The organism is Gordonia sp. L191 (assembly GCF_030077625.1).
In the GTDB taxonomy this organism is placed as follows: domain Bacteria; phylum Actinomycetota; class Actinomycetes; order Mycobacteriales; family Mycobacteriaceae; genus Gordonia; species Gordonia polyisoprenivorans_A.
The window spans coordinates 461,678-478,454 of the sequence record NZ_CP125996.1 but is presented as its reverse complement, the minus strand read 5'-3'; the positions used below and the strand labels follow the sequence as shown (position 1 = coordinate 478,454).

14 protein-coding genes are annotated in these 16,777 nt (G+C 67.0%); 4 read left to right on the top strand and 10 right to left on the bottom strand.

All coding sequences use genetic code 11. From position 1 onward, the window contains the following. Positions 1–6: 6 nt before the first annotated feature. The 7 genes from QNM97_RS02260 to QNM97_RS02230 are packed head-to-tail and all read right to left on the bottom strand — an operon-like array spanning position 7 to position 8,776. Positions 7–1,701, bottom strand: a complete 1,695-nt coding sequence (locus QNM97_RS02260; protein WP_283821411.1) for an AMP-binding protein — start codon at positions 1,699–1,701, stop codon at positions 7–9. A 28-nt stretch (positions 1,702–1,729) separates the two neighbouring features. After that, complete coding sequence (locus tag QNM97_RS02255) at positions 1,730–2,905, bottom strand: lipid-transfer protein (protein ID WP_283821410.1); 1,176 nt, start codon at positions 2,903–2,905, stop codon at positions 1,730–1,732. A 30-nt stretch (positions 2,906–2,935) separates the two neighbouring features. Then, positions 2,936–3,352, bottom strand: a complete 417-nt coding sequence (locus QNM97_RS02250; RefSeq protein ID WP_283821409.1) for a MaoC family dehydratase — start codon at positions 3,350–3,352, stop codon at positions 2,936–2,938. Further along, on the bottom strand, positions 3,349–4,359 hold the full coding sequence (locus tag QNM97_RS02245) for a bifunctional MaoC family dehydratase N-terminal/OB-fold nucleic acid binding domain-containing protein (RefSeq protein ID WP_283821408.1): 1,011 nt from the start codon (positions 4,357–4,359) through the stop codon (positions 3,349–3,351). The genes QNM97_RS02250 and QNM97_RS02245 overlap by 4 nt, the downstream gene beginning before the upstream one ends. Continuing rightward, the gene (locus QNM97_RS02240; RefSeq protein WP_283821407.1) at positions 4,356–5,519 is read right to left on the bottom strand and encodes an acyl-CoA dehydrogenase family protein; all 1,164 of its coding nucleotides are present in this window, start codon (positions 5,517–5,519) and stop codon (positions 4,356–4,358) included. The genes QNM97_RS02245 and QNM97_RS02240 overlap by 4 nt, the downstream gene beginning before the upstream one ends. Further along, the gene (locus QNM97_RS02235) at positions 5,509–6,579 is read right to left on the bottom strand and encodes an acyl-CoA dehydrogenase family protein (RefSeq protein WP_283821406.1); all 1,071 of its coding nucleotides are present in this window, start codon (positions 6,577–6,579) and stop codon (positions 5,509–5,511) included. The genes QNM97_RS02240 and QNM97_RS02235 overlap by 11 nt, the downstream gene beginning before the upstream one ends. A 49-nt stretch (positions 6,580–6,628) precedes the next feature. Continuing rightward, positions 6,629–8,776 carry an acyl-CoA dehydrogenase family protein gene (locus tag QNM97_RS02230; RefSeq protein WP_283821405.1) on the bottom strand — a complete coding sequence of 716 codons (2,148 nt, stop codon included), beginning with the start codon at positions 8,774–8,776 and terminating at the stop codon, positions 6,629–6,631. A 137-nt stretch (positions 8,777–8,913) separates the two neighbouring features. Here QNM97_RS02230 and kstR point away from each other — a divergent pair, with 137 nt between their 5' ends. Both kstR and QNM97_RS02220 read left to right on the top strand, forming a co-directional pair. Continuing rightward, positions 8,914–9,558 carry a cholesterol catabolism transcriptional regulator KstR gene (gene kstR / locus QNM97_RS02225; RefSeq protein WP_006369770.1) on the top strand — a complete coding sequence of 215 codons (645 nt, stop codon included), beginning with the start codon at positions 8,914–8,916 and terminating at the stop codon, positions 9,556–9,558. Then, a complete protein-coding gene (locus tag QNM97_RS02220) occupies positions 9,555–9,701 on the top strand; it encodes a YuzB family protein (RefSeq protein ID WP_006369769.1) in 147 nt (48 codons plus the stop codon). Before kstR ends, QNM97_RS02220 begins: the two co-directional genes overlap by 4 nt. Before the next feature lie 12 nt (positions 9,702–9,713). Here the strand turns inward: QNM97_RS02220 and QNM97_RS02215 are convergent, their stop codons facing one another. Then, entirely contained in the window at positions 9,714–10,829 is a 1,116-nt protein-coding gene (locus tag QNM97_RS02215) for an alpha/beta hydrolase (protein WP_283821404.1), read from the bottom strand. 200 nt (positions 10,830–11,029) lie between these two features. Between QNM97_RS02215 and styD the strand changes: the two genes are divergently transcribed. Together styD and QNM97_RS02205 are read left to right on the top strand one after the other, a co-directional pair. Next, entirely contained in the window at positions 11,030–12,517 is a 1,488-nt protein-coding gene (styD, locus tag QNM97_RS02210; RefSeq protein ID WP_283821403.1) for a phenylacetaldehyde dehydrogenase StyD, read from the top strand. Between the two features lie 72 nt (positions 12,518–12,589). Beyond that, entirely contained in the window at positions 12,590–13,702 is a 1,113-nt protein-coding gene (locus QNM97_RS02205; RefSeq protein WP_006369766.1) for an NDMA-dependent alcohol dehydrogenase, read from the top strand. 86 nt (positions 13,703–13,788) lie between these two features. Here QNM97_RS02205 and QNM97_RS02200 read toward each other — a convergent pair whose 3' ends face one another. Both QNM97_RS02200 and QNM97_RS02195 read right to left on the bottom strand, forming a co-directional pair. Further along, positions 13,789–15,330, bottom strand: coding sequence for a DUF222 domain-containing protein (locus QNM97_RS02200; protein ID WP_283821402.1), 1,542 nt, complete (start codon positions 15,328–15,330; stop codon positions 13,789–13,791). A 483-nt stretch (positions 15,331–15,813) separates the two neighbouring features. Further along, on the bottom strand, positions 15,814–16,776 hold the full coding sequence (locus QNM97_RS02195) for an AraC-like ligand-binding domain-containing protein (RefSeq protein WP_283821401.1): 963 nt from the start codon (positions 16,774–16,776) through the stop codon (positions 15,814–15,816). Between the last annotated feature and the right edge of the window lies 1 nt (position 16,777).

The following is a 16,777-nucleotide window of genomic DNA, read 5'->3' as shown; positions in this document are numbered from 1 at the left end:
CTGCGGTCAGGCTGTCACAGCCTGCTGCTCGGAGGCCGCCGCGGTGTTCTTGGCCCAGCGGTAGTCCGCCTTGCCCGCCGGGGTGCGCTTGACCTCGTCGACGAACACGATGGTGCGCGGAACCTTGTATCCGGCCAGCGATTCGCGGCAGTACTCCTGGATCTCGGCGAGGGTGGGCTCCGCCTCGCCGTCGGCAACGCGGGCGACCGCGGCCACCCGCTGACCGTAGCGTTCGTCGGGCACCGGGACGACGAGCGCATCACCGATCGCGGGATGGGCGTGCAACACCGCCTCGACCTCCTCGGCGTACACCTTCTCCCCACCGGTGTTGATGCACTGCGAACCCCGGCCGAGAAAGACGATCGACCCGTCGGCCTCCACGGTGCCCATGTCACCGAGGATCGAGATGCGACGGCCGTCGGGCAGGGTCGGGAACGTCCGGGCGCTCTTCTCCTCGTCCTTGTAGTACCCGAGCGGCACATTGCCGATGCGTGCGATGTAACCGACGTCGCCCGAGCCGGGCTCGATCCGGTTGAGCCGCTCGTCGACGACCATCATCTTGTCGGTCGGCGGCACCCGCAGATTGCCGTTGTCGTCCATCATGATCTCACCGTCGTTGCCCGACTCCGACGCGCCGAAGTTGTCGCGCAGGATGAGTTCGGGTTTGATCGCCGCGAACCGGTCGCGGTTGTGGTGCGACCAGATCGCGCCGCCGGAGGTCACCGAGAACAGCGACGACAGGTCGACGTCGTCCTTGCGGCGTTCCATCTCCTCGACGAGCGGCATACCCATCGCGTCACCGACGATGAGGATGATCTGGATCTTCTCGTCCTCGATGCCCGCCACGATCGCGGCCGGGTCGAAGTCGCGCATCAGCACCAATCGCCCACCGAGGGTGAGGAAGGTGAACAACGAGTACGACGCCGCGCCGTGCATGAGCGGAGCCGCGATGTTGAAGGCGATGGAGCCGAATTCCTTGACCGCACTGCCCACCTCGGCGAGATCCTTGCGGGCGTCGCCGTACGGGTTGCCGCCGGAGATGGGTTTGCGGAAGAAGTCGTCGTGACGCCACATCACGCCCTTGGGGTATCCGGTGGTGCCGCCGGTGTAGAGCAGGTACAGCTCGTCACCGGTGCGGGCCTCGAAGTCACGCGCTTCCGACGCCGCGACCTCGTCGGCGAACGGCACGATCGAGACCGTGCGCCCCTCGGGTAACGACGCTGCGGCCGCGGTCAATTCGTCGATGATGTCGCCGACGACGAACACCGTGCGCACCAGCGGCAATTCGGGAAGCAGCGCGGCAACACTGCGTTGATGCTCGGGGAGTTCGACGATGATGCCTCGTGAGTCGGAGTTGTCGAAGATGTAGCGCAGCTCGGAGTTGGTGTACCGATAATTGACGTTCACCGGGACCGCGCGGATCTTCAGCAGCCCGAGCAGGCTGGTGACGTGCTCGACGCTGTTCTTCAGGAACAGTGAGACGTGATCTGCCGTACCGATACCGTTGTCGCGCAACAGGTGTGCCACCCGGTTCGCGAGCCTGTCGAGTTCGGCGTAGCTGATCTGGCGGCCCTCGTAACTCAGGGCGATCCGCTCGGGCACCGAGTCCGCGACGGTCTCGAACACGTCGGCCAGGTTGAACTTGAACGGGGTCTGTGAAACGGGGATCTGCGAAACGGGGATTTGGGCGTCTGGGGTCATGATTGACGAACTCCTTCGGGGTGTGAGGTCATGCGGTCAGCACCAGACCGCTGGTGGGGACGCCGGTGCCCGCGGTCACGACGACCCTCGTCGCATCGTCGACCTGGTTGACCGAGGTGCCGCGCAGTTGCCGTACACCTTCGGCGATGCCGTTCATGCCGTGGATGTAGGCCTCACCGAGCTGGCCGCCGTGGGTGTTGAGCGGCAACCGCCCACCCACTTCCAGGGCGCCGGGCTCGGCGACGAAATCCTTGGCCTCGCCCCGGCCGCAGAAGCCCAGCTCTTCGAGCTGGAGCAGTGTGTAGGGGGTGAAGTGGTCGTAGAGGATCGCCAGATCCATGTCGTCGGGACGCAACCCGGACTGCTCCCACAGCTGCCGGCCGACGATGCCCATCTCGGGGAGCGCCGCCAACTCGTCGCGGTAGTAGCTGGTCATGATGAACTGGTCGGCCGCACTTCCGGCGGCAGCGGCGGCGATCACCGCAGGCGTGTGCGGCAGGTCCTTGGCACGTTCGACCGACGTGATCACCAGCGCCACACCACCATCGGACTCCTGGCAGCAGTCCAGCAGATGCAACGGTTCGGCGATGTATCGCGAGGCCTGGTGGTCGTCGAGGGTGATGGGTTTGCCGTGGAAGAACGCATTCGGGTTCACCGCTGCGTGTTTGCGGTCGACGACGGCGATCCGACCGAAGTCTGCGCTGGTGGCGCCGTAGTCGTGCATGTAACGCTGCGCGACCATCGCGACGAACGCGGCCGGGGTCGACAAGCCGTGCGGGTAGGAGAACGCATTGTCGGTACCCGACGAGTTCTCCTGATTGGCGACTGCCGAATTCACCTGCCCGAAGCGCAATCCCGACCGCTCGTTGAAGGCACGGTAGGCCACGACGACGTCGGCGACACCGGTCGCGACCGCCATCGCGGCCTGCTGCACGGTCGCACACGCCGCCCCGCCGCCGTAGTGGATGCGGGAGAAGTAGGTCATCTCGTCGATGCCGACCGCACGGGCGACGGCGATCTCGGCATTGGTGTCCATGGTGAAGGTGACCAGGCCGTCGACATCGGCCGGGGTCAATCCGGCGTCGGCGATCGCCGCACCCACCGCCTCCGCGGCCAGCCGGAGCTCACTGCGCCCGGAATCCTTGGAGAACTCGGTGGCACCGATGCCGACGATGGCGGCCTGTCCGCCCAGTGTTCCCGTCACTTCAGTGTTCCCGTCACTTCGCTGTTCCCATCACTTCGCTCCTGCGTGCAACGTCAGTGAGACCGTCGAGATGACGTGTTTGCCAAGGGAATTGGCACCCACCACCGACACGGTGACCGCGTCCTGATCGCATGCGGTCACCTCGCCGGTGAACGTCACCGCATCGTAGGCGTACCAGGGCACCCCCAACTTGAGGGTGATCGTGGTGATGCGCGCCGACGGGCCGGCCCAGTCGGTGACGAACCGCTCGACCAGTCCGGTGTCGGTGAGGATGTTGACGAAGATATCCTTGGAGCCCTTGGCGTGCGCGAGATCCCGGTCGTGGTGCACGTCCTGGAAGTCGCGGGTGGCCAGCGCTGTCGCCACGACGAAGGTCGGGGTGGCCTCGATCATCAACTCCGGCAACCTCGTTCCCACCTCCACTGCCGGTGCCGCCTCGAGGGTCATGACCGTCCTCCGTCCTCACGCGAGGTGAAGGCGTAGAGCGTCCACGCCGGCGCACCGGTATCGGGGTCGGCGGGAAAGTCGAGATAGGTGGTGGTGACCGGCATCCCGATCTCCACCGCATCGGGGTCCACGCCGCGCAGCTCGCCGAGCATGCGTACACCCTCATCGAGTTCGACGAGCGCGACGACGAAGGGCAGGCCGCGGCCGGGCACCTTCGGCGCACGGTGCACCACGTAGCTGTACACGGTGCCGAGCCCGGTGGAGACCACGAAGTCGGTGTCCGGGACGGTACCGTCGGCTGCGCGGGGCTTCCAGGTCGCCGGGACCGGCGGATGCCGCAACGAGCCGTCGGCGACCTGCTGGATGCGCAGTTCGTGTGCCGCCACACCGTCCCAGAAGAACGCGGTGTCCCGGGACGCACTGGGCCGCAACATCTTCGCGGGGTCCAGATCCTCCGGGACCGTCGTCGTCCCCGGAACGGATGGGCCGGCCGGCGGACGGAATTTGAGGATGCGGAAGTCCATCTCGGCGACCACCTCGTCGCCGACCGACCAGGTGTTGCGGGTGGTGAAGAACCAGCCCTCGCCGAGTGCTGTGGTCTTGGGTCCGACGACGTCGACGAGTTCGGCCGACAGGCTCACCTCTTCACCGACCTCCACGTAGCGGTGATAGGTGGTGTCGCAGTTGGTGGCGACGACCGAGGTGTAGCCAGCCTCGTCGAACAGTTCACTGGCGCGCCCGAGCGGATCGTCGGCGCTGCGCACCCCGCGCAGTCCGCGCATCGTCCACACCTGCGCCATCGCCGGTGGTGCGACGATCCCCCGGTGGCCTGCGCCACGAGCCGCGTCGGCGTCGACGTAGATGGGGTTGTCGTCACCCATCGCCTCCACCCAGTTGCGGATCATGGGTAGGTTCACCGGATCCCGGCCGGCGACCGATGCGCTCGGTCCGGCCGCCTTGATCTGTTCGGTGGCCTCGAGGATGGCCTCGCTCGTCCGGGCGGTCATCGCTTGGCCCTCGGCAATCCGAGTCCGGCGGTGGCGATCATGTCGCGCATCACCTCGTTGACGCCGCCACCGAAGGTGATGACCACGTTGCGTTTGGCCTGCACGTCGAGCCATCGCACGAGCTCGTCGGTGTCGGGGTCGGTGAGATCACCATGGCGGGTGAGGATCTCGTCGATCATGCGGTGGATGCCCTGCAGTCGTTCGGTCGCGAAGACCTTGGTGGCCGCGGCGTCGGCCATCGAGATGGCCTCACCGGTGGAGGCCACCTGCCAATTGAGCAGTTCGTTGATCCGGGCGTAGGCGTCGATCCGGGCGAGTGTGCGCCGGACGTCGGGGTGCTCGGCGATCGGTACGCCGTCGGCGCCCGGGCGCTGCGCCCAGCGCCGCACGCGCGCGGCCAGTCCCTCGATGCGTCCGGCGGGGCCGAGCATCACCCGCTCGTGGTTGAGCTGGGTGGTGATCAGGCGCCAGCCGCCGCCCTCTTCACCGACACTCATCGACACCGGCACCCGCACGTCGTTGTAGTAGGTGGCGTTGACGTGATGTGCGCCGTCGGCGGTGATGATCGGCGTCCATGAGTAGCCGGGGTCGGTGGTGTCGACGATGAGAATCGAGATGCCCTTGTGTTTCGGGGCGTTCTTGTCGGTGCGTACCGCGAGCCAGATGTAGTCGGCGTCGTGGCCACCGGTGGTGAAGATCTTCTGTCCGTTGACGACGTAGTGGTCGCCGTCGAGCACGGCGGTGGTGGTCAGCGACGCCAGGTCGGTGCCGGCCTCGGGCTCGGTGTAGCCGATCGCGAAATGCACGTCGCCGGAGAGGATCTTGGGTAGGAACAGGTCCTTCTGCTCCTCGGTGCCGTGTTCCTGCAGGGTCGGGCCGACGGTCTGCAGGGTCACCGCGGGCAGCGGGACGTCGGCACGGACCGCCTCGTTGGTGAAGATCTGTTGTTCGATCTCACCGAAACCCTTGCCGCCGTACTCTTTGGGCCATCCGACGCCGAGCCACCCGTCGGTACCCATCTGCTTGATCACCTTGCGACAGGTCTCACCGTGCCGCTCGGTGAGCATGGTGTGCGCGTCCTCGGGACTGATCAGGTCGGAGAAGTATTCGCGCAGTTGCATTTTGAGTGCCCGTTGATCGGGTGTCAGATCAATGAACATCGGCGGTCTCCTCGGTGTGCAGGTCCGCCAGCTCGTCGATCCGCGCCGACGACCCCCCGACCAGCCTGGCGAGGTCCTTGGCGATCGAGAAGTATCGGTGCAACGGATAGGTGACGTCGACGCCGAGTCCGCCGTGCAGGTGGATCATCGTGCGCAGGGTCGGGGGCAGCTCGTCGGCCATCCAATAGGTACCGATGGCCAGATCCTGTTGCGCATCAAGATCTTCCGATATACGCCACGCCGCGGAGGTGGTCGCGAGGTTCATCGAACGGCCGACGACGTAGACGTCGGCGAGTTGCTGGCTGACCGCCTGGAACAGTGCGATCGGCTTGTCGAACTGCTGACGGTTGGTGACGTGGTCGGCGGTCAGTCGGGTGGCGCCGGCGATCAGGCCGTCGGCGTAGACGCACAACGCGATCCGGTAGGCGTCGCGCAACAGCGCGAGGTCGGCGGTCAGCAGGTCGGCGGCGTCGACGGACACGTCGTCGAAACGCACCGTGTACTCACCCCAGCCGCTCGAGGACGGGGTGCGCACCAGCGCCACTCCGGGTGCCTCCGTGCGTACCGCGACTACTCCGGCGTCGGTGCCGACGAGCAGCACCGTCGAGCCCTCCGCGTGCAGGACTCCGGTTTTGACGCCGTTCAGCCGGCCATCGCGCAGCGTGGTCGACGGGGCGTCGGTGAGTGCACCGCCGAGCTCGCCGAGTGCGACGGCGTGCCAGGCGCCCTCGGCGAGCGTGCCCGCCCATCGCTGCCGCGAGTCGAGGGCGCGCAGCACCAGCGCCGAGGCCAGTGATCCGATCGCGGGCACCACGGCCGCCGACTCCCCCAGCCGACGCAACAGCGGCGTCAACGCGAGGATGCCGAGATCGTCACCACCCAGCGACTCCGGAAGCGCCAACTGTCCGAGTCCGGCAGCGGTCATCTCGTCCCAGAGCGCGGCGTCGAAGCCACCGACGGTGTCGGTGAACTTCGACTCCCAGACCGTCTCGTGTCGTGTGAGCACCTCGGCGGCGACGTCCCCGACGGCGATCGCCTCGGTATCGACGGCAAAGTCCACCCCGGCACCTCCTATCGCAAGAATTAGAACCTGTTCTAGTTGTATCAGATCAGGCGCGCGGGAGTCCGAGGATTCGCTCCGCTGCGGCGGTCTTGAGGATCTGGGTGGTGCCGCCCGCGATCGACAGGCACCGATTCTGCAATGCGAGATCCGAAGCGCCACCGGCCATCACCGCGTCGAGTCCCAGGAAATCGAGCGCCGCCTCGGGCACCGACTGCCGGTGGGCGACGCCGATCAGTTTGCGCACATTCGACAGCGCCCCGGGATCATGGCCGGCCAGGCGCCGGGTGACCGCACGTGCGTCGAGGACCCGACCGATGTGGGCGTCGGCGACGAGTCGGCCCAGACGTGCCTGCTCGGCGCGGTCGAGCGGCCGGGACATTTCGGAAATCTGGTGCAGCAGCGACTCCATCTCCTTGCCGAGCCCGGAACCGCCCATCGCGACCCGCTCGTTGGCCAGGGTCGTGCGCGCCAGTCGCCACCCGCCGCCGATCTCACCGACCACGCAGTCGTCGGGGACGAACACCTCGTCGAGGAAGACCTCGTTGAAGTTCGCGCGACCGGTCAGCTCGCGCAGCGGCCGGATGTCGATGCCCGGCGAGGCCATGTCGACCAGGAAGTAGGAGATGCCCTTGTGCTTGGGTGTGTCACCATCGCCGGTGCGCGCCAGGCAGATTCCCCACTGCGCATTGTGGGCCTGCGAGGTCCAGATCTTCTGTCCGGTCAGCATCCAGCCCCCGTCGGTCCGGGTGGCGCGGGTGCGCAGCGAGGCCAGATCCGATCCGGCCTCGGGTTCGCTGAACAGCTGACACCAGATGATGTCCCCGGCCAGCGTGGGCGCCACGAAGCGGTCGCGTTGAGCGTCGGTGCCGTGCTCGAGGATGGTCGGGATGGCCCAGGCCCCGATGACGAGGTCGGGCCGGACGACATCGGCGCGGTCGAACTCGGCGTCGATGAGCAGTTGGAGCGCGGGGTCGGCGCCGAGCCCGTGCGGCGGCGGCCAGTGCGGCGCCAGGTAGCCGCTCTCGGCGAGCAGCCGACGTTGCTCCGATTCCGGTGTGGCCCGCACCTTTTCGACCATCGCACGAACCTCCGCACGATGCCCCTCGACGGCCGACAGGTCGACCTCGAATTCGCGCCGCTGCCCGCCGAGTCCGCGCTGTGACAGCGAGATCCGCGCGGGAACACCGGCGCCGAGACGGGCGCGCGCGGTCATCGCCGAGCGCAGATACAGATGCGCATCGTGTTCGAAGGTGAAGCCGACGCCGCCGAGGACCTGCACGCAGTCCTTGGTGACGGCGACGGGTAGGTCGGCGACCAGGATGTCGGCGACCTCGACGCTCAGCGACAACTGCTCGTCGGCGCCGGCGTCGGCAGTGGCGGAGTCGAGGGCGTTCGCGAGATCCCAGGCCGCGGCCTCGACCTGCTCGGTGCGGCACAACATATCGGCACAGATGTGTTTGATCGCCTGGAAGGAGCCGATCGCCACCCCGAATTGGGTGCGGACCTTGGCGTAGCCGACGGCGGTGTCGAGCGCCCAGCGGCACACGCCGCTCGCGAAAGCGTTGCGCGCCAACGCCAGTACACCGTCGACGAGGGGTGAGTCGGCGCACACGATCGGCGCATCCGGCTCGAGGCCGTCGATCGTGACGCGGGCGACCGGAGTGGCCCCGTCGACCGGGGTCTCGACGGTCGCTTCTCGCGTCCCGTCGCCGGGCGCGAGAATGCGCCACCCGTCGACGGTGGGCAGGAGCAGTACCGCTGCGTCGACGTATCCGGGCACCACCAGCTCCAGCCGATCCCCGATGGATGGCAGCGGACCGTCGGAGACCGGGACGACTCCGGGCGCCTCGCCTGCGACCACTGCGGCCAGCAGCCCCTCGGCCCGCGGGTCGTCGGTCATGGTGAGCGCGAGTGCGGTCGCCGCGGTCTCCCCGATCGGACCGGGCACGAGGTCGCGGCCGCATTGCTCGAGCATGGCGGCGAGGTCGGTGAAACCCGCGCCCAGACCACCCTTGGATTCGGGTAACACCGCGGCGAACAGCCCGAACTCGGCGAGTTGGTGGAACAATCCCAACCAGTCCTCGCCCGGTTTGTCGATCTGGGCACGCGCGATGTCGGTGGTACCGACCCGCGCCGACCAGGCCGCGACGGCCTCGCAGACCGCGAGCTGTTCGGAAGACGTGGCGAGAGTCACGGGATTCCTTCGGTGTCGAAAGGTGACCAGGAACTAGAACCTGTTCTAATATGCCATGAGGGACGCAGGTTCGCCTACCCACCTACGCGACCGCGCGGCCCACCACGACCCGACGACGTGAGGATGTCCGAGAGCACATGGCTGCATCTGACAACGCCGCAACCGCGACCGAAGCGGTCGCCGACACCGGCACAGGCGAATACGGGTCCGCGGCCCAGCGAGACCGACGACGTCGAATCCTCGACGCCACCCTGACCTTGGCGTCCAAGGGCGGCTACGACGCCGTCCAGATGCGGACCGTCGCCGAGAAAGCCGACGTCGCGGTCGGCACGCTCTACCGGTATTTCCCGTCCAAGGTGCACCTGCTGGTGACCTCGCTGGCGCGCGAACTCGCCCGCGTCGAGTCTCGGGTCGACCGGTCACAACTGCGCGGCGACAACGCGATCGAACGTCTGCGGCACGTCCTGGACATGATCACCTTCGCGATGCAGCGCGATCCGCTTCTCACCGAGGCGATGACCCGGGCGTTCATGTTCGCCGACGCGTCGGCGACCGCCGAGGTCGATCAGGTCGCCGGCATCATCGACCGGTTGCTCGCCGGCGCGATCGTCGACGAGGGTGAACCGGGCGAGGAGGATCTCGCCATCGCCCGCGTGCTCGCCGACGTGTGGATGTCCAACCTGGTGCAGTGGCTCACGCGCCGCGCGTCGGCGACCGATGTCACCAATCGCCTCGAACTGACCGTCCGACTACTCCTGAAGGATCGGGTGCCCCACTCATGAAGACCCGGCTGACCTGCCCGTGCGGCGAGATGCTGCGCGGCACCACCGAGGACGAACTCGTCGACAACGTTCGCAAGCACCTGGCCGAGAATCACCCCGACCACGAGTACTCGCGCAACGAGATCCTGTTCATGGCCTACTAGGCGCCTATCGGCCTAGTTGCCGGCCGGCCGCTTTGCGAGGTCGGCGGCGATCATCGGCCAGGTGTCGTGCAGGTCCTGTTCCCAGTAGGCCCACGAGTGGGTTCCGGTGGGACGCAACATGACCTTGCTCTCGACACCGAGTTCGTTCATCCGCTGGGCCATCTGCTCGGTGCACTGATTGACCGCGGCCTCGATCACGCCGCCGAGGAGGATCTGGTTGCCGAGGGTGACCGGATCACCGTCGATGAGTGGCGCATTGAGCTGATCGTTGGGACCCGGCAGACCGCTGCCGCTGGTCATGTACACCTTGGTGCCCTTGAGTTTTCCGGCGTTGACGTACGGGTCGTTGGCCACCCACCCGGGACCGCCCGGCACGCCCCACATGTTGACGATGTTGCCGTGGCCGCGATCGCCGACGACCATCCGGATATAGGCCAGCCCCAACGGGTCACTGGTGCGGGCGCACCCGCTGTAGGCGGCGACCGACTTGTACAGTCCGGGGGCCGCGATCGCGAGATTGAGCACCGACGTGCCGGCCATCGAGATGCCGGCGATGGCGTTCTCGCCCGTCGTGTCGAACTCCTTGTTGATCAGCGGCGGAAGCTCTTTGGTGAGAAAGGTCGTCCACTTGTTGCGCCCGAGTACCGGATCGTCCTTCTGCCAGTCGGTGTAATAGGAGAAGGCGCCGCCGATCGGCGTCACCACGTACACGTTCTTGTCGGCGAAGTACTGCATGTAACTGGTCTTAGCGGCCCAGGTGGCCGAGTCCTCGCCGCCACCGGCACCGTTGAGCAGGTACAGCGTCGGCGCGGGCTTGCTCTTGTCCTTGGGCAGCAGGACAGTCACCGGGATCAGCTTGTCCATCGACGCCGAGTACACGATCGCGGTGACCTGCTGGGGCGAATCATGGACGAGGGTCTGGATCTTCGACGCGTTCATCGGTGCCGGATTGGCGGGGTTGGCCGGCTGGTCGGCGGTCGAGGTGGTCGACGTCGTCGTGGTGTTGGTCGAGGAATTGGGCGGCGCCGGATCGGTGTCGGCGACGCCGACGCCCGTGCCGGTGAGCGCGCCGACGGTCACGGCGGTCGACACCGCCGCCAGAACTCGCACCAAGCTCTTATGCACCATCAGCCCCTTCAATCACAACAGTCACAGTTTTCTCAGCTTAACGCCCCGAATCGGCGTCCCGGAAATCGCGGGAGCGGTCGTTAGCCAGTTGTGATGGTTCGCGTTCGGTCAACAATCCATGCGCGCACGTGCAAGTAATGCCGGCCGCCGATTTCGAGAATTGTGGCAGCAGTCACAACGACCGAGAGAGCGGAGACGCAATGACGGCAGTGGACATCGACGGCGCGGCCACCCACCTACCCGCGGGCACCGAGACGAGGCTTTTCATCGGAGGTGCCTGGCGCGCGGCCGCCGACGGTGAGACCTTCACCGACCTGAACCCGGCGACCGGTCGGCCGCTGGTCGACGTCGCCGCGGGCTCGGCCACCGACATCGATGACGCGGTCCGCGCGGCCCGTGCCGCACTGTCGGGCAGTTGGGCCGCCACCCCCGGCGCGGCCCGCGGCGCACTGCTCAACCGGGTGGCCGACCTCATCGAGCGTGATGCCGACATCCTGGCCCGCCTCGAGTCGCTCGACATCGGCAAGCCGATCGGGCAACCGGCCATGCTCGACGTCCCCAACGCGGCGGCCACGTTCCGTCACTTCGCGGGCTGGGCCGACAAGATCACCGGGCAGTCGATCCCCACCGCCGGCTACTTCGGGCGGCCGACACACTCCTACACCGTGCGTGAGCCGGTCGGCGTGATCGGCGCGATCATCCCGTGGAACACCCCGCTGATGATCGCCGCATGGAAGCTCGCACCAGCCCTGGCAGCCGGGAACACCGTCGTGGTGAAGCCCCCGGAGGATGCACCGCTGTCGATCCTGCATCTGGCATCGCTACTCGCCGAGGCCGGACTGCCCGACGGCGTCGTCGGCGTCGTCCCCGGACTGGGCCAGGTGGTGGGTGAGGCGTTGACCGCGCATCCCGACGTCGACAAGATCAGCTTCACCGGAAGCCCACGGGTGGGTCGCCACATCCTGAAGGTGGCCGCCGACACCTTCAAGCGCACCACGCTCGAACTCGGCGGCAAGTCACCGCAGATCATCCTCGCCGACGCCGACGTCGAGGCCGCGATCAACGGCACCGCGATGGGGCTGTTCTTCAATCAGGGCGAAGTGTGCGCCGCCGGAACCCGTGTGCTGGTGCATCGTTCGCACTACGACGCGGTGGTCGAGGGACTCGCCGGCGCCGCGGCCGCGCAGGTCCTCGGCGACCCGTTGGATCCGGCCACCACCATGGGCGCGTTGGTCAACGCGAAACAGCAGGCCACCGTGCTGGACTACATCGCGTCCGGCCGGTCCGAGGGGGCTCGCCTCGTCGCCGGCGGCGACCGTGGCGGGGAGTCCGGATTCTTCGTGCAGCCCACCATCTTTGCCGACGCCACCAACGACATGCGGATCGCCCGCGAGGAGATCTTCGGGCCGGTCGGCACGGTGATCGCCTTCGACGAACCGGACGAGGCGATCGCACTGGCCAACGACACCGATTACGGCCTCGCCGCCAGTATCTGGACATCGGATGTGGCTCAGGCTCATTCGCTGGCGGCGCGGGTACGGGCCGGAGCGGTCTGGGTCAACGGGTGGGCGGCGATCGACCCGGCGTTGCCCTGGGGCGGCATGAAGACCAGCGGTGTCGGCCGTGAGCTCGGGTGGGCGGGCATCGTCGCGAACACCGAGGAGAAGGTCGTCACCGTCGTTCTCTGAACCGACAGACCTGTGACGACCGCCCGAACATCGGACCAACCGAAGTAGTTTCACCGAAGACAAGGATCGATCATGAAAACACAAGCAGCAGTTCTGTGGGAGCCCGGCCAGGATTGGCAGATCGAAGAGCTCGAGCTCGACGCCCCGAAGTACGGCGAGGTGAAGGTCGAGCTGGCTGCGTCGGGGATGTGCCATTCCGACGAGCACGTCCGCGACGGCAGCGTGCCCGTGGGGATGTATCCGTACATCGGCGGCCACGAGGGCGCCGGTGTGGTGACCGAGATCGGCCCGGGGGTGAAGTCCGTCGAGGTCGGCGACCACGTCGCCCTCGGCTTCATCCCGGCGTGCGGGCGGTGCCCGTCGTGCGCCAAGGGGATGTCGAGCATCTGTGATCTCGGCGCCAATCTGCTTGCCGGCGTGCAGCTCTCCGACGGCACATCCCGTCATCACGTCAACGGCCAGGATGCGGGTCTGATGTGCCTGCTCGGCACCTTCGCACCGGTGACCGTGGTCAACGAGGCGTCATGCGTCAAACTCACCAAGGACATCCCGCTCGACAAGGCCGCGCTCGTCGGGTGCGGTGTGACCACCGGTTGGGGCTCGTCGGTCTACGCGGCCGGCGTCTCTGCCGGTGAGACCGTCGTCGTATTGGGTATGGGCGGTGTCGGCTGCGGTGCGGTGCAGGGTGCCGCGCTGGCGGGTGCTCGGCACGTCGTGCTCGTCGATCCGTCGCCGTTCAAGCGGGATCAGGCCAAGATCTTCGGCGCCACGCACGCTGTCGCGAGCATCGAGGAAGCACAGGAACTCCTGCAGGAGATCACCTGGGGTCAGCTGGCCGACAAGGTGCTCATCACCGTCGACGTCGCACAGGGTGCCCTGGTGGCACCGGCGATGAGCCTGGTCGCCAAGGGTGGTGTGTGCGTGCAGGTCTCGGTAGGTGACCTCACCGCCACAGACGTCACGATGAGCCTGTTCGACCTCACCGCGATGCGCAAGACGTTCAAGGGCGCATGGTTCGGCAACGCCAACATCCGCTTCGACATCCCCCACCTGCTACGCCTGTACATGGAGGGGCGTCTCAAGCTCGACGAGATGATCACGCGCACATACACTCTCGACCAGGTCAACGACGGCTACGCCGCGATGCGCCGCGCCGAGAACGTGCGCGGGGTGATCATGTACTGAACGTAGGGAACGCTGCCCGAGTTGGCAGACGCGGTGGGTGTACCACCCGCGTTTGCCAACTCGGGCAGCGGTTTTCAGTCAGTCGCTCAGTCCAGTCCGCGGATGCGTGCGTGGATGTCGGAGGTGCCGTTCTCGCGGCGGCGACGGTTGCGCTCCCGCTCGGCACGGCGACGGGCATGTTTGGCCGCCACCCGCGTCATCGAACGACGGGGTGCGTGCAGTATCCGCGGGCCCGGTTTCTCCGGATCACCCTCATCCTCACCACCGGCCGGCGTCTGCCGCGTCCGCGGCGGTGTGAACCGCACCCGCCGCAACCCGGGAAACAGGACTTCCAGATTCTCCGGTTTCCCCGGCACCACCAAACCCTCCGGGAGCACGAACTCGGTCCGCAACCGGCCCGCACCATCGCGATACTGCATATCGAGCCATCCGGTACCAAACGTCTTGAGTAGATGGAAGAACCGCGACTTGATGTTCAGATTGTCCGGGCTGGTCTGCCCACCAGCCGCAGGATTGTCGTGATCGAACTCCTCGACATGCTCGACGTCAGTAGCAAACCTCGGCGTCGCATCCCCCGGATTCACCCCGACACCATCACGTACCCGCACAAACGTGTCCAACGCCGACGACGGACGATGCGGATCAGACGGCTGATACGCGGGCACCGTGAACGAGCCATCACCGTTCTCCACGGTCCCCGCGGGCACGACCGGCCGCACCACCGTCCCGGGCCGGGTCACGATCTCGGCAACCTGGGTATCGGCAATCACCCCATGCCCGATCAGGAACCCCGCCGACACGCGTCCTTCGTCAGGGGTCGCGACCTCATCAGCAGGCGGGGCCGTCGCCGCGGCGACCGTCGACGCGTCCGCGATCACATGCACGATCGCCGCACCGGTCATCGGCGGCACCGTACCCGGCTCCGGGATCACCGCCGTGCACTCCGCACTTCCACAACGACATTCGAACACCGTCCCCGACAACAACGCGAAACACGCATCCGAACACCGCTGCGCGACCGTCCGCCCATCCCCCGGACACACCGCATCAGCAAGCCGCCGAACCCCCGCCACCGCTACCGCCATGTCCTCGGCCGACATCGTCACCGACAACCGGCCCATCCCGTCACGCGTCGGACGAGCAGTCATCTCCCGACCATCAATGGCCCGACGCCAACGCTCCCGCACCGCATCCCGATCGTGACGGAACACAATCCGATCCACCATCGTCGCCACCGACCACCGCGACCACGCACCCCGATGCACCCCGAGTTCGACGGCGATCTCCGCATCGACATCAGCTGCGATCTCGCGGCCATCCACCAACTCGGTATGCGAGATGACCACCTTCACCAGATCCGCCGAGATCTGCCCGTCACGCAACGACAACAACACCCTCGGCAACCGGGTATGCAACGCGATCGCGTGCGACAACAACTCCTCGGCAGCCCGCTGCGACAACGACAAACAATGCGCAAACCGCGCCGCGACCTGCGCATGCTCGTCACACAACAACCACGAATGATCGGTGCCCGACGACTCAACACGCCGCACACTCTGCGCAACCCGCCACGCCTGCCCATACATCTCATACGCCAGATACGACTTGCCGCGCTCCAAATCGATCATCGCGCACAACGACTCGTTGACCGCTTCGTCGCGGGCACCATCGGCAAGGGTACGTCGGCCGTGACAGGGGTATCGGAACTGTTGGGTATATCGGAACTGTCAGGGATGCCGGCGAGGATCGGCTCCAACAACACCGGCCACACCGACGGCGACGACCACAACCCCGCCGTCGACACACGCTCTCCGGTCATCACCACCCCTCCCGCCGCACGATGCCATGAACACGAACTCGCCGATCACCACCACTACCCACACCCTAACGATGACCACCGACAAAACCGCTCAACCCGACAATCGGTGTGCACAACCCGCCGCCGCACCAACCGGCAAAAGGACCTCCGCAGCACACCGGAACCATCAGCAGCACAAGCGGTCTCGAGGCTCCTCGCTGCGCTCGTCGCACCTCGACCAGCGGGCAAAGGGACGCCGAGTTCCTATCGTCACCTCGACCAGCGGGATCAGGGACGCCGGCGGGGTACGGGGTCAGCTTGCGGCGGGCAGGTGGGAGTCGCGGTATTGACGCGGGCTCATGCCGTAGGCGCTCTTGAAGATTCGGGAGAAGTGGGCGGCCTCGACGAGACCGTTGGCGGCACAGATCGCTCCGACGCTGCGGTGGATCTGCAGCGGGTCGGCCAGGTCCCGGCGGCATCGCTCCAGCCGCAGCCGCCGGATGAACCCGGCGACGGTGTCGCCGTCCTGCGCGAAGAGCTTCTGCAGATAGCGCAGCGACACATGATGATGAGCCGCAACGGCTGCCGGTGTCAGGAACGGGTCACCGAGGTGCCCTTCGATGTACGTCCGCGCCGACATCAGTACCGTCTCCCCGGCGCCGATGCCGGTGTCGGGCACCGCGGCACGCAGGCAGGCGCTGACGAGGTCGGCCACGGCATCGGTCACGAGGGACTGTGCGCTCATTCCCTGCGGCGCCATCGGCTCCTCGCCCAGCGATTGTTCCCGCAGCGCGCAGAGCATCGGACGTAGCAGAGCGCCCACACCGGTGCATGAGGTGATGGTGCGCGCCACGCCGTCGTCGAGTTCGGAGTCATTGATACGCAACGTCTCCCGCGGGATGACGGCGACCAGGATGTCGAATGAGTCGGCCAGGGCCAGCTCGTAACGTCGGCTCGTGTCGTAGACGGCCAGGTCCCCGGGTCCGAGTTCGGCCTCCCGCCCGGCCTGTGACACCGTCGAATGCCCCGACAACTGCAGCGCCACCTTGATCACGCCGGGGTCGGCCCGGCGGATCGTCGATGCGGTCCGGCGCACCCACGCCGACTCCCCGAGCACCTCCGACAGCTGGAGGTCCCCGAGTTCCCGGCTGGCGAGGCCGCCGCTGAATGCCGTGGGCGCGCCGACGAGCGGCGCGGCGTCCAACGGCACGAAGGCACTCGAGATCGCCTCCCGCCACACGTCGAACTCCAAATCGTGTGAGGCGGCGGTGCTCATG